Annotated in this window: 14 protein-coding genes; 11 read left to right on the top strand and 3 right to left on the bottom strand. The window is 40.8% G+C overall.

The features are described from left to right. The first annotated feature begins 92 nt into the window (after positions 1 to 92). From pepP to FTV11_RS06070, 5 genes are all read left to right on the top strand, one after another. A complete protein-coding gene (gene pepP / locus FTV11_RS06090) occupies positions 93 to 1,427 on the top strand; it encodes a Xaa-Pro aminopeptidase (RefSeq protein ID WP_180073589.1) in 1,335 nt (444 codons plus the stop codon). Positions 1,428 to 1,616: 189 nt separating this feature from the next. Next, positions 1,617 to 2,792: a tetratricopeptide repeat protein gene (locus tag FTV11_RS06085; protein ID WP_180026968.1), complete on the top strand. Its 1,176-nt coding sequence runs from the start codon at positions 1,617 to 1,619 to the stop codon at positions 2,790 to 2,792. A 382-nt stretch (positions 2,793 to 3,174) separates the two neighbouring features. Next, positions 3,175 to 4,383: a 2-octaprenyl-6-methoxyphenyl hydroxylase gene (gene ubiH, locus FTV11_RS06080; protein WP_180008936.1), complete on the top strand. Its 1,209-nt coding sequence runs from the start codon at positions 3,175 to 3,177 to the stop codon at positions 4,381 to 4,383. Beyond that, on the top strand, positions 4,380 to 5,624 hold the full coding sequence (locus tag FTV11_RS06075) for an FAD-dependent monooxygenase (protein WP_180008938.1): 1,245 nt from the start codon (positions 4,380 to 4,382) through the stop codon (positions 5,622 to 5,624). The genes ubiH and FTV11_RS06075 overlap by 4 nt, the downstream gene beginning before the upstream one ends. A 174-nt stretch (positions 5,625 to 5,798) precedes the next feature. Next, positions 5,799 to 6,047 carry a hypothetical protein gene (locus FTV11_RS06070; RefSeq protein WP_078189169.1) on the top strand — a complete coding sequence of 83 codons (249 nt, stop codon included), beginning with the start codon at positions 5,799 to 5,801 and terminating at the stop codon, positions 6,045 to 6,047. 114 nt (positions 6,048 to 6,161) lie between these two features. On the opposite strand, the gene FTV11_RS06065 is transcribed toward FTV11_RS06070, so the two are convergent. Together FTV11_RS06065 and rsmI are read right to left on the bottom strand one after the other, a co-directional pair. Then, the gene (locus tag FTV11_RS06065) at positions 6,162 to 6,584 is read right to left on the bottom strand and encodes a hypothetical protein (RefSeq protein ID WP_180073588.1); all 423 of its coding nucleotides are present in this window, start codon (positions 6,582 to 6,584) and stop codon (positions 6,162 to 6,164) included. A 104-nt stretch (positions 6,585 to 6,688) separates the two neighbouring features. After that, positions 6,689 to 7,531: a 16S rRNA (cytidine(1402)-2'-O)-methyltransferase gene (rsmI, locus tag FTV11_RS06060; RefSeq protein ID WP_078189168.1), complete on the bottom strand. Its 843-nt coding sequence runs from the start codon at positions 7,529 to 7,531 to the stop codon at positions 6,689 to 6,691. Between the two features lie 10 nt (positions 7,532 to 7,541). Here rsmI and FTV11_RS06055 point away from each other — a divergent pair, with 10 nt between their 5' ends. The 4 genes from FTV11_RS06055 to FTV11_RS06040 are packed head-to-tail and all read left to right on the top strand — an operon-like array spanning position 7,542 to position 10,597. After that, positions 7,542 to 8,486 carry a penicillin-binding protein activator gene (locus tag FTV11_RS06055; RefSeq protein ID WP_180066966.1) on the top strand — a complete coding sequence of 315 codons (945 nt, stop codon included), beginning with the start codon at positions 7,542 to 7,544 and terminating at the stop codon, positions 8,484 to 8,486. 46 nt (positions 8,487 to 8,532) lie between these two features. Beyond that, a complete protein-coding gene (locus FTV11_RS06050) occupies positions 8,533 to 8,940 on the top strand; it encodes a YraN family protein (RefSeq protein WP_180026975.1) in 408 nt (135 codons plus the stop codon). Positions 8,941 to 9,000: 60 nt separating this feature from the next. Further along, positions 9,001 to 9,699, top strand: coding sequence for a BON domain-containing protein (locus tag FTV11_RS06045; protein WP_180026967.1), 699 nt, complete (start codon positions 9,001 to 9,003; stop codon positions 9,697 to 9,699). A gap of 25 nt (positions 9,700 to 9,724) precedes the next feature. Beyond that, positions 9,725 to 10,597: an alpha/beta hydrolase gene (locus FTV11_RS06040; protein WP_180026966.1), complete on the top strand. Its 873-nt coding sequence runs from the start codon at positions 9,725 to 9,727 to the stop codon at positions 10,595 to 10,597. Between the two features lie 273 nt (positions 10,598 to 10,870). Here FTV11_RS06040 and FTV11_RS06035 read toward each other — a convergent pair whose 3' ends face one another. Next, on the bottom strand, positions 10,871 to 11,803 hold the full coding sequence (locus FTV11_RS06035) for a hypothetical protein (RefSeq protein WP_168378073.1): 933 nt from the start codon (positions 11,801 to 11,803) through the stop codon (positions 10,871 to 10,873). Positions 11,804 to 12,069: 266 nt separating this feature from the next. Between FTV11_RS06035 and FTV11_RS06030 the strand changes: the two genes are divergently transcribed. Both FTV11_RS06030 and FTV11_RS06025 read left to right on the top strand, forming a co-directional pair. After that, positions 12,070 to 12,558, top strand: coding sequence for a YaiI/YqxD family protein (locus FTV11_RS06030; protein ID WP_372491130.1), 489 nt, complete (start codon positions 12,070 to 12,072; stop codon positions 12,556 to 12,558). A 5-nt stretch (positions 12,559 to 12,563) separates the two neighbouring features. Next, the gene (locus FTV11_RS06025) at positions 12,564 to 13,469 is read left to right on the top strand and encodes a DMT family transporter (RefSeq protein WP_180026965.1); all 906 of its coding nucleotides are present in this window, start codon (positions 12,564 to 12,566) and stop codon (positions 13,467 to 13,469) included. Positions 13,470 to 13,471 lie beyond the last annotated feature (2 nt).

Genomic DNA, 13,471 nt, shown 5'->3' with positions numbered 1-13,471 from the left:
TTGCATTAATAATTAATAGATGATGGACTCTATCTAAGGAGTTCATCATCCTATTAAATCAATCATAGTCCAAACGTATAAGAAGCATATCCATGAAGAAATTAACTCAAGCAGATTTTCAGGAACGTCGTGACATCCTTGCAGGTGAAATGGGCTTACGCAGCATCGCAATTATTGCCACGAGCAAAGAAGCCATGCGAAACCGTGATGCCGACTATAAATTCCGTGCTGATAGTAGTTTCTTTTATTTAACAGGTTTTGCTGAACCTGAAGCGGTTGCAGTGATTGAAACCTTTGATAGCGAAGAAGAAGGTTATAGCTATAGTTTGTTCTGCCGTGAACGTGACCGTGAAATGGAAATTTGGAATGGTTACCGTGCGGGTATTGATGGCGCGATTGATGACTATGACGCGGATGAAGCCTTTGCTATCGATTTATTAGACGAAGAAATTTTAGAAAAATTACAAAATAAAGATAAATTATTTTACCGTATCGGGCAGCAAGCAAATTTTGATGCTCGTGTGGCGCAGTGGATTGCAGCTGCAAGCGGTGAATCACGTAAGGGTGCAAGTGCGCCTGCACAAGTCATTCAATTGGATCGCATTATCGATGAAATGCGTTTGCATAAGTCTGATGATGAACTCGAACTGATGCAGATTGCTTCGGATATTTCAGCAGAAGCGCATACCCGCGCCATGCAAACGGTTAAACCGGGCATGATGGAATATGCACTAGAAGCAGAACTGAATTATGTCTTTGGTCAAAATGGTTGTGTACCGTCCTATAACAGCATCGTTGGTGGTGGTGAAAATGGCTGTATTCTGCACTATGTGGAAAATGATAAAGAATTAAAAGATGGTGATTTGGTACTGATTGATGCCGCATGTGAATATCAGCTATATGCCTCAGATATTACCCGTACTTTCCCAGTCAACGGTAAATTCAGCCCTGAACAAAAAGCACTTTATAATGTTGTCCTCGATTCGCAAATTGCGGCGATTGATGCTGTGCGTATCGGCAACTCTTATAAAGAACCGCATAACGTTGCAGTGCGTATTTTAGTTCAAGGCTTGCTGGATCTTGGCATCATGCAGGGCGATATTAACGAAATCATCGCAAAAGAAAGTTACCGCCAGTTCTATATGCATGGAACAGGTCACTGGCTCGGTATGGACGTGCATGACGTCGGTTCTTACAAACAAGACGGTGAATGGCGTGCCTATGAAGAAGGTATGGTTGTGACTGTTGAGCCAGGTCTTTATATTGCGCCAGATGATGAAACAGTGGATGAAAAATGGCGTGGGATTGGCATCCGTATTGAAGATGATGTTGTAGCAACTCAAAATGGTCCACGTGTTTTAACCGCTGCAGTGGTGAAATCTGTAGAAGAGATTGAAGCGCTGATGGCGAAAGCGAAAGCCGCTTAAGTTAATATAGTAATTAAAAAAGCCGGTCAGATGATCGGCTTTTTTTATCTACAAGCAGTCATATAAATACTAATCATACAGACAATGTTAATTAGCAATGTAGTTGATTTTCTGATGTTAAGTTTTTACAAAAATTAGATATAAGTCTTTTAAAATTAATCGTATAAATTTTTTATTTTAATCATAATTATGGGCGTTAGAAAAGCTGGGGTGGTTATTCCCTTTAATGGCAATCAACAGGATATAGAAAGACTGGTAAATGATTGGCTGGTTTATTTTGAAGAAAACTCAAAATCTGCATTAGATATAGAGTGGCTGACGGATCATGTTGTTTGTATCAATAGTGCCGGATTAGCGCATTTTGCTTTTACTGAACCTGAAAAATGGAGCAGCTTGCTGAGCAGTGGGTTACCGATTAAATGGATGATATTCTTTGATTTTGCAGACACAAATTCAAGCTATAGCTATGCGCTTTATAAAGAGGGTGCAGAAATTAGATGTGTCATTCAAGCGGAAGAAGATGAACTTTACATGGATGGGCAAATACAAGATTTTGAAAAAGAATGGTTAAACTTTTCAACAAGATATTTATACGAATATGTTGAAAATGGCAAAATTCAAAAAAAATGGATGACTGATTTAAACAGTTTAAAAGAAGAGATCAATGAAGATTTGGAAAGCTATTATCAATATTATTATTTTAGCGAAAAGGATCATTTAATTTATCATACTCAATTGGTTCGGCTGTTATTGATTGAACTCTTTAAAATCTATGTCGGTTTTGAAATCTTTGATAGTGATTATAATCCAGTAAAGAAAATAAAGTTTAAGTATAACAATCAGCGTACTTATGATGATTATTTAAGTTTAGCATCAAGAGGGGATATTGCTGCCCAAATTAAATTGGGTGAAATGTATGAAATGGGATGCGGCGTCGAAAAAAATGATTTAACAGCACAAGGATGGTATCAAAAAGCGGTTGATCAAGGGGATGATGCGGCGATGCTGAAGTTAGCAGCGCTGTTGTTCAAAAAACCATGTAAAACAGAGGTTCATATCGCTTTAGCTCTACTGAATCAGTCAGTGGAAAAGGGAAATATAAACGCAAGAACGGCCCTTGCTGAAATATATGAAAAGGGCGAAATTCTTGATCAAGATTATAATCTAGCTATGAACTTGTACAAGCAATCGGCAAAACAAGGCTGTGCAATTGCCCCCTATAAAATTGGTTTAATGTATGAGCTGGGTAATGGTGTAAATCTAGACTTAAAGATAGCAAAGCGCTGGTATCACCAAGCGGCGAATGCTTTTAATCAAGATGCAGAAATTCGATTACAGAAATTAATCCAGTATTTTAATGCTTAACTTCCTAAGCACCTTATTTAAATTACTGATGTTACTGCGTAACATCAGTTAGGCAGAATAACAAGGCACTTTTTATGAAGGGCGATGTGAATCATTTGAATGAGGAAGCTGATGCTTGAAATTAAAATGATCTGTGGTTGAGCCGGAAATTTAATCGGCTCAGTCATTTTTATTGTGATTTTAAGTGATTCGCTATTTTTTGAGATGAATATTTACGGCGAGAGATGATTTATTTTGTATTTATTCAGTGCAAATACCCGCAACAAATTTGTATTTCATTATAAAAAATCATGCCCTTGATGTAAGATAAAATCCATTACAGATTATATGTATTTCGAGTGAATTTCCTAAATTCGAATACTTGATAAAAAAGGAAGTAAGCATGCAGCAAGAAGTCATCATTGTCGGTGGTGGTATGGTCGGTTTAAGTCTGGCACTCATGTTGGCCAAAGCCAAAATTGGCGTAAAACTTTTAGAAGCCATTAAATACCCAAATTATGATGATGCAAACCTTGCGCCTTATCACTCTAGTTTTGATGCGCGAAACAGCGCCTTGTCACGCCGTACGGTGCAGATTTATCAAGAACTTGGTCTGTGGGATGCTTTGCAAGAACATGCCACGCCTATTTTAGAGGTGAATATTACAGAGCAAGGCAGTTTTGGTAAGGCACGACTAAAAGCAGAACAAGAAAAAGTCGAAAGCTTTGGACAAGTCATTGAAAATGCATGGCTCGGTCGTGTGTTGCTCACAGAAGTCAAAAAACAACCATTAATCGAATTAATTGATGGCGTACAAGTGACTTCACTGACGCAAGATGCAGACTTTGCATATATAGAAGCACAGCGTGCTGAAGAACAGCTCAAACTACAATCTAAAATCGTGATTGCCGCAGATGGCCGTGATTCATTCTGCCGCAAAGCCCTAGGCGTTGGCGCATCAGAACATGACTATGACCAAGTGGCGATTGTCACTACGGTGCAAACCTCTAAACCGCATGCTCATGTCGGTTTCGAGCGCTTTAGTCCACTTGGCCCGTTAGCGCTATTGCCACTTCCGGGTGAATACCGCCGCTCAGTGGTTTGGCCTGTTCCTAAAGGAACTGAAGGCGAGTGGATGGGTGATGAAAATGATCAGCACTTCTTAGATGCCTTACAAGAAACCTATGGCGACCGTGCAGGTAAATTCCAAAAAACGGGTAAACGTTTCAGCTTCCCATTATCCCAAGTGCTTGCAGAAAAACAAGCTGTCGGCCGTGTAGTGCTGATGGGCAATGCTGCACATACCATTCATCCAGTGGCGGGTCAGGGTTTTAACTTATGTATGCGTGATGCCTATGTACTGCACCGTTATTTAACAGAGCAAAGTACCCAAGGTGCAGATTTGGGTGATGCAGCTATGTTGCTGGATTATGAAAAATCGCGCCTGACCGATCAGCAGCGGGTGATTAAATTCTGTGATTCAGTTGTACGTGGTTTTAGCAACCAGAATCCAATTTTAAAACTCATTCGCAATACAGGATTAGTTGCCTTTGACACCATTCCGGGGATCAAGCCTTTGGTCGCGAATTATGCAATGGGGCTAAAAGCATGAGTTTCAATCAAACAGATGTACTGGATGCTGTGATTGTCGGCGGTGGCTTGGTCGGTGGTTTAACGGCATTGTTATTGGCGCAGGGCGGTGTGCAGGCTACGGTATTGGATGCGGCACCTATATTGGATGCAGAAAAAACCAAAAGTATTGCGAATCCTCGAGTTTTGGCGCTCAGTCAAGCCACTATTCATTTACTCAAGACCGTGGGTGTTTGGGAAAAGCTTGCTCGTCAGCAGCCTTATACAGGCATGCAGGTGTGGAATAAAAATGGCTATGGCGAAATCAATTTTGGCCATGCTACAGAGCAAACGCCATCAGTTGAGCAAGCTTTAGGTTCAATGGTTGAACCAAGTGTTTTGAATTTAGCTATTCAAGAAAAAATGCTAGAACAACTCGAAGACTACCGAACCCAAGTCAAGGTAAGTCGAGTTGAGCGTGGCGTTGGTGTATGGATCATTCACCTCGCAGATGGTACCCAGCTCAAAACAAAACTGGTGGTTGGAGCAGATGGTGCAAACTCATTTGTCCGAGAACAAGCTTTCATCGATCTAGATGTCTTGGACTATAAACAGGCGGGTGTGAGCTGTGCAATTAAAACCGCCCAACCGCATCAGCATGTAGCGCGTCAAATTTTCTTAGAAACTGGGCCTTTGGCATTTTTGCCGATGGCGAGTCTGAAAAAAGAAGAAAGCGGTTATTGGCAATCCATTGTGTGGACCTTACCAGATGATTATGCCGATGAATATGTCGCTTTATCCGATGTGGAATTTACTGCGTTGCTCACTCGAGAAAGCCATCACATGCTCGGCGAGGTCTTAGAAGCAACGCCACGTGCTAAATTTCCATTGAAGGCACGAGCTGCACAGCAATACGTTCATGATGGTCTGGCGCTGATTGGAGATGCGGCCCATGTGATTCATCCGCTTGCAGGACAAGGCGTGAATATTGGCTGTTTAGATGCAGCAGTACTTTGCGATGTGCTTTTGACCGATAAAAAACGGGGTGTGTGGGCACATGAACAAAGTTTGAAGCGCTATGAGCACCGCCGTAAAGGGCAAAACGATGCCATGATGCATAGTATGTCCGCAATTGGTTGGTTAGAAACTACAACTTTTTCTCCTGTGGTGTGGGCGCGAAACTTTGGTTTAAAACAAGTGGAAAATCAGACTGTTCTTAAAGATGCATTTATGGCTCAAGCCAATGGTCTGAGTATTTTAAAAGATACAATCTACGCAGCTTAGGTCAAAGTCAGATATTTTTTAGACAGTCGTATAAACAAGGTTACGATTTTGATTAAAAAAGATACGATTTTTTGATTGTGGGTACTAGTCGAAATGCTCAGAGATTGCTAAATTTCTGTTAATTTAAAACCAGCCATTCGCTGGCAAACAGAAGTCATTCGCGGGGAGAACACAATGACTGATATGAACGATTATGATGATCCAGAAGATTCAGTAGTTGATGAAGATGAAGCACAAGCAGCTGAAAAAGGTGCAGGTGACGCAGCTGATTCTGCCTCTGATGGTGACACCTCTGAAGCTGAAACATTAACAGTGACTGCAAAACTAAAACAACGTCAGGCGCTTGAAGATGAAGTTGCTGCGTTCTTAGCGCGTGGTGGTCGTATTACCGAAGTCCCTCCAGACGAATCGGCAAAAGATTAAAAATGAAAAAACACCACGTCATGTGGTGTTTTTTTTGCTTCATTCGCTTGTGCGAGGCTGAAGGTCATTCATTTTTAAACTAAGCATGTTTAGTTATGACGTTGTGAATTTATTTTAAGCCGTCTTTGGCTTCATATATTTACGACTGATCGCGTAAATAGGATAGAACACAAAATGCAGTAAAAGCAGAAACATACAATTGATAATAAATGCAGCAATATACGGTGGTGCATGCATGGCCGCCACAGCAGCGACAAAAGATTGAAAAAGTAATACTGCACTCAAAACGACATAAGCCCAATAGCGATGTCTATCCCAAAATTGGCTCAGTTTCAGTACATTACCGACTACAAAATAGAGGGAACAATATCCACAGACCATCGCAATCGCGCTATGATCGGCCGTCATTTGCTCGCCACTAATATAGTGCGGATAGGGTTGAATGCCAGTATAAATAATATGTGCAAGGGCCGTGAGCCAAACCAGATTAAAGAGAATGAACACCAGCGGTTTGTTGACAGACAGATTTATGGACATGTTATAAGCAACTTTTTTCATTCTATTTAAATTATTGTATGGGATAGCTTATGGAACCCGTAGGTCCCATAAGCGGTTCAAATTAAAAATAAAAAAAATTAAGCTTAATCGTTCGCTTGGGTTAACTCTAAAGCACGTTGATAGGCCACTTTCTTTTTAATCCCAGTTAAATCTGCAGCCAACTGAGAGGCAGCTTTCACGGACAAATCTTGAAGTAAACGTGTCAGCAATTTGTCTAACTTTTCTTGCTCTAGGTCTTTTTCTTCGGTCGCACCACCAATCACTAAAACGATTTCGCCTTTTTGCTGATTGTGATCAGATTCGACAAAATGAACCAATTCACCCAAAGACATTTTTTTAATGGTTTCAAATGTTTTGGTAATTTCACGTGCAAAGCCCACAGGACGATCTGCACCAAAGACATTCGACATATCTTTTAGGCAGTCCACAATACGGTGCGGCGCTTCATAAATAATCATGGTTTGAGTTTCGTCTTTCAATTTTTCCAGTGCTAAAAGACGTTGTGACTGTTTAGAAGGTAAAAAGCCTTCAAAACTAAAACGGTCACTGGGTAGGCCGACAGCACTGAGAGCTGCAATGGCAGCACAGGCACCCGGTACAGGAATGACACGAATATTTTTTTCTTGTGCAGCACGAACCAGTTTAAAGCCGGGGTCACTGATCAATGGCGTGCCTGCATCACTAATCAGCGCCATATTTTCACCCTTTTCGAGGCGTTCAATGAGCTGGTCTATTTTGTTGCTTTCGTTATGGTCGTGGCAGGCGGTTAAAGGCGTATTGATACTAAAATGTTTAAGTAATTGTGCTGAAGTTCGTGTATCCTCGGCGGCAATAATTTTAACCGACTTCAATACCTCAATTGCACGATAACTAATATCATCTAAGTGCCCGATTGGAGTTGCAACAACAAATAACTGAGCACTCATAGGTTTCTCCATGTTGGATAATAAGAACAAAATTTTGGGTCTTTGCCTTTTAAGCAGTCTGTTTACTGCTGCACAGGCAGACGTCTTGGTCATTCTACCTGAATCTGGCCCTATGGCGCGAGCCGCATCCAGTATTAAGCAAGGTTTCAATAGCGCATATCAATCATCAGATTACAAAGTACCCATTAAGTTTGTGGATTCAAATCAAAAGCAAATTGCGGCGATATTGAAGCAACAGGTAAATAAAAAAACTCAATTGGTGATTGGTCCATTAGCACGCCAAGATGTTGAAGCACTTGTAAAAGCCAAGCCGAAAGTCCGCGTGTTGGCTTTAAATGAAACGACCAGCCAAATTCCCAATGTCTGGCAGTACAGTTTATCGAAACGTGATGATGCCTTAGCACTCCAAAAAGTCTTCGAAAAAGACAAATTAGCGCAAGTGTTAGTGTTACGTCAGCCTGCAACAGAGGCAGAACATGAATTACTGCTCATGTCCTTAATCAGCCAAAGTTCAGTGCCGATTCAAGTGGTTGAACAGCTCCCAACGAAGCTGGACAAAAATCAAGGGGTGCTGTTGCTAGGCAATAATGAATGGTTAAACAGTCAAAAAAAACTACCTAAAACGAAACTATATAGCGTCGCCAATGCGATTGAAGCCACAAAGCCCATTCCTGTAGGGCTGAAATTTTGTGATGCACCTGCATTGCATGACGCGCGTTGGCCTGACCTGATCCGAGCTTATGAGGAAAACCCAGTAGATATGCCATATCAACGTCTTTTAGCTTTTGGCGGAGACACATGGCATATCGCAAAACAATATTTGCAAGAACCGAAATTAAAAAGCATTGAGTTTCAGGGGCGAACAGGGCTAATCAAAATTAGTCAAAATAATATTCAGCGTGTTCCTCACTGCTATGAGCGAAGTAAAAAAGGCATCGTGGCGATCTCACTTTAGGGATGAAACGATGCAGCTAAACTTAGAGCAGATGAATTTGGGACAGATGAATCTGGGGCAGTGGGCAGAACGGCAAGCGCTGCGTTTGGTTGAGCAGCAAGGCTATGTACAGGTGCAACAGAATTATCATAGTCGTTATGGTGAAATTGATTTGATCGTCACACGTGGTCAAGAATTGGTGTTTATCGAAGTTAAAGCCCGTTCGAATACCCGTTATGCTCAAGCCGTTGAAAGCATTTCTATTCACAAACAACGTAAGATGATGACGACTGCGTTGCATTTTTTAAATGAACAGTCACATTTTCAAAATTATTATTGTCGCTTTGATGCAATTTGTTTTGATTTTTATCAGCACTTTGCAAAAACACTACAGCAAGACTTTTCTAAATACCCGTATCATCAGCAATGGATTGAAAATGCTTTTACTTTTGATCAAGAGTTGATTAATCTTTGATAAAACAAACTGTGTAAACGCATAGAAAAATACGTGTGGAAATTTGAGGAGTCGTGCTGAGTGGTTAAGCGTATTGGAATAACGATGCTTTGTGTCGCAAGTTTATCTGGCTGTGCGAGTTTTATTTCGAATGGAACAGGATCAGCACCTGTAGGAACTGAAAGCGGCGCACGCTCATTGGGACAAGTTTTTATTGACTCTTCCATTGTTCGAACAGCAAAAATTAACTTATATAAATTAGATACTCGTTTTAAACAGTCACGTGTCAATATTGAAAGTTTTCATGGCAATGTCTTATTGACTGGGCAAGTGCCAGATAATCATTTAAAAGAATTGGCAGAAGAAAATGTCCGTTCAATGAGTGATGTCAAAACTGTACATAACTATATTACAGTGGGTAATCAGATCAGCTATAGCACCATCATGCAAGATACTGCGGTTACTGCGAATACCCGTGGTTTGATTATGAAAGCGCCTGTGGTATCTGACAGCAAAGTACACATTCATACTGAAGATGCTGTTCTTTATGTGATGGGCCGTTTAAACAGTGCGGAAATCACAGACTTAAATCAAATCTTGCAACAAGTGGGTAATGTAACGCGAATTGTCACTTTAATCGATAATATTGATCAGAACCCAAATCCACAGGCACGTTCAATTAACTCAAGTTACACCACACCTGCTGTAGGCAATGTGCAACCTGAAGTACAAACGCCTGTAGCGATAGATCCGGATGCTGTCGATCCAAATGCTCAATAAAATGTCGGAAATGATGCTGTAAAATATGAATCAATGGTCTCTGCGGCTTCAGCAAAAAATGGATTTGGCTAAATCTTTATACCGAAATTTTCGGTTATATGATTTTGGCAGTTATGCTTTAAATCGACTGACACCCAAACAAGGATATCATGTTCAAAACAATATCCCTTATGGTCTTAAAGCGCGCCATCGCCTAGATTTGTATCGCACGTCAGCACCTCGTCCGCAACGTCCACTCATCGTTTTTGTACATGGTGGTGCGTGGATGCATGGTGACAAAAAGGACTATGGATTCATTGGTGAGGCTTTTGCAAAAGAAGGCTTCGATGTTGCTGTCATCAATTACCATCTCGCACCTGAGTATATTTTTCCGGCTTCAATTGATGATCTTAGCCTTGCATTAAACTATTTGACGCAGTCTCAGCATAAGTTGCAGATTGAAGTGGAAAATGTGGTGTTAATGGGACATTCGGCAGGGGCATTTAATGTCATGTCTGCACTGTATCATCCGACGCCTTATCAGCTACAAGTGAAAGAGAATATTCGTGCAATTGTGGGATTGGCAGGGCCATATCATTTTGATTATAAAGGTGATCCGATTTGTGCAGATGCCTTTGATCAAAATGTACCGTATCAACAAGTGATGCCGTATTATTTTGTTGAGCACAATCAAGTGAAGCATTATCTATTTACTGCGGATAAAGACAATATCGTTGGCTATAGCAATAGTGAAGATTTAGATCGTCGATTAAAAGCCTCAGGCAACCACAGTCAGTTGATTCAAATCCCACGTGTTGGGCACATCACGATGATTGGTTCAGTTTCGAGTTTATTTAGTCGCTTCTTTAAAACCAAAGCTGAAATCATGCGTGTACTCGATGAAATTAGTCCACGCTAGTAGATAGCTTTCATAAGTCAAAAAAATGATCATTAATTCGTAGCAAGATTAATACTGAAAGCCCTTCTTCCTCTAAGATGAGGGAAATTTTTCATATAAATCCTCTCCTTCTTGCGCGTAATTATGCTCATCCTTGAAAAGGAGAGGGAATATTTTTGTGAATTAAGTATTGATTTATGAAAGAAGTTTAGTGTTTGACGTTAAATACTAATTTAAGTAATAAAAAAACCACCATATTTTGGTGGTTTTTTTCTTCTTAGATTTGAATTCCAATTAGGCAGATTTCGCGTAAATATTGGCTTGTATCCACAGATTGCCACGAATATATTGCCCAACATTGAAATCTTTATGCGCCGGATTTCGTGTTGCAACACGAACAATCACCGCTTCTTGGTTTTCTTCGTGGATTAAGGTCACATCATACAGCGTATAGTCTTGCTCTTTAAATTGCATGGCAGTTTTGCCAACAATATGCCCTTGGAACCAAGCTTCGTCTTCTTGGCCAAGATTTTCACCATATAGGTATGCAACCATTTTAGAAAAATCGACGGTGACTGGTGCTTTGTCATCTTCAGACTTCGGTTGCCACGCTTTAATCTGTTCGTGTAAGTCTGCAGGGGCAACACCATTATTTGCTGTCAAGATATCGTTTAAAGCACGATGATGTTTTATCGATGCAGGATCGTCAACGACGAGCTGTTCATGTTCAGCGACAGCTTCAAGTTCATAGGCCCAAGCATTGAGTTGCACACTGTAGCTTGCATCTTTTTCATATTGGTCGTGATTGACGCTATATAAACTATCAAAAGCATACACACTGGTATTTGCGCCTAAGTCGAGGCAAAGCACAGCTTGCGTATTGGATTTACAGGTAATAATACGTTCAATGGTGGCTTTGGTTTTATATGGGCTATCAAAACTTGGAAATGCAGTTTTAACGGCTTTAGGTTTATTATTTTCTACCGCAATCACTTGGCACAGTTGAATCGACGCTTGTGATGGACCTTGAATCAGCCAGGTACTTTGATCCATATCAGATTCTTGTGCGCATAAGCCCATCGGCATAATGGGTGCATCCAATGCCTGACCCAGCCAAACTGGTACATCCGTTGTCGGGTTGCCTGTAAGCAAATTCCAATGTTCAACATGACTACCAAAAGTTTGATCTTCAATAGTGATAATTTCAGGGCTATTTTGTTTTTTCATATGCACAATTGATATTGGGTTGGTTTCATAATTAATAAATCGAGGGTTATTTGAAATTTTCAAGTCACCGACGTCATATTTATCATGAAATCATGCATAAAAAATGTTTTCAGTAGGATTTAAATGTAAAAGCATTGGAAAATAAGCCCAAGTTGGAGTCAATTTGCAGCTTTTCGATTCTCATGATTAGAGAAATGTAGATCCATTCAGCGGATGCAGATCCCCAAATTGTCATGTAGATTTGTTACTATGAGTCATGTTTAAAAGTGAATGGAAAATCAGTGCTGCCATTTAAATTATGGGTGGATGCAGATGCGTTACCACGCATTTTACGTGATGTAATTATTCGGGCTTCTGATCGTTACCAGTTAGAAGTCACTTTTGTCGCCAATCAAAATGTTGGGATAACGCCTTCGGTGCGGATTAACTCGATTCAAGTCATGAGCGGGGCGGATGCCGCGGATAAAGAAATTATTCAGCGCATGAAAGAGCACGACATCGTGATGACACAGGATATTCCACTTGCTGCTGAAGTGATTGAACGGGGCGGTATAGCGATACATCCACGCGGTGAGATTTATACCACAGCAAATGTCAAGGCTCGTCTACATTTACGCGACTTTATGGATACTTTACGGGGCGCAGGTGTACAAACTGGTGGTCCAGCCCCGATTTCTGAACGTGATAAGCGCGAATTTTCCAGTAGCTTAGATCAAACCATTCAAAAGCAAAAACGAAAAACGGCGCAGAAGTAAAAACCATGCCATCTAAAACAAATCTAGCGACCACCTATGCGTTGTTGGTCTTTATTTGGTCGACCACGCCACTTGCCATCGTTTGGAGTGTCAGTGATATCAATGCGTTTTGGGCACTGACATTACGCTTTTTTATCGCATTACCCTTGGCTGTCGCATTATTGTTTATTTTTAAACATAAACTGCCGATGGATAAAACCTCGCTGCACAGTTATTTGGCGGGGGCGTTTAGTTTTATTGGTTCTCAGATTTTTACCTATATGGCAACTGCCTATCTCAGCTCAGGCATTATTGCCCTGATGTTTGGTTTAGCGCCAATTATGACGGGTCTGATCGGTCGTTTCTTCTTTCATACCTATCTGCATCGCTTGCAATGGATTGGGATGTTGATTGCCGTCTGTGGTTTAGCCATTATTTGCTTAGGCGGCAGTGATCAGCACGTACAGCCTGTTGGCATCGTCTTAATGTTAATGAGCGTATTCGTCTACTGTATGTCGATTTTTTGGGTGAAAAAAGTCAATGCGCCATTGCAGCCCATGTCTCAAGCCACGGGTTCGATTCTTATCTCAGCACTATTTTCTGCTGCAATGCTACCGTTTATTTGGCAGTATACACCTACACAGATGCCTTCGACCAAAGCACTCATTGGCTTATTTTATGCAGTGATTATGGCTTCATTGATTGCAATGTTTTGTTATTTCAAACTGGTACAAAACATCAAGGCGACAACTTTGTCTTTAACAACGGTACTCACACCCATGCTTGCTATGCTCTTTGGTGCTTTACTGAATGATGAAAAATTATCATTGATGGTTTTACTTGGTGCCGTGATTCTATTATCAGGCTTGTTTGTTTATTTTTATAAAGATTTTCGGGCGAACAGAGAGCTCGCCCACAAATTAAAACATTGATT

Origin of the sequence: Acinetobacter sp. YH12231 (genome assembly GCF_013417755.1) — a bacterium.
Lineage (GTDB): Bacteria > Pseudomonadota > Gammaproteobacteria > Pseudomonadales > Moraxellaceae > Acinetobacter > Acinetobacter amyesii.
The sequence above is the reverse complement of the archived record's forward strand: the minus strand, read 5'-3'. Positions and strand labels throughout refer to the sequence as shown.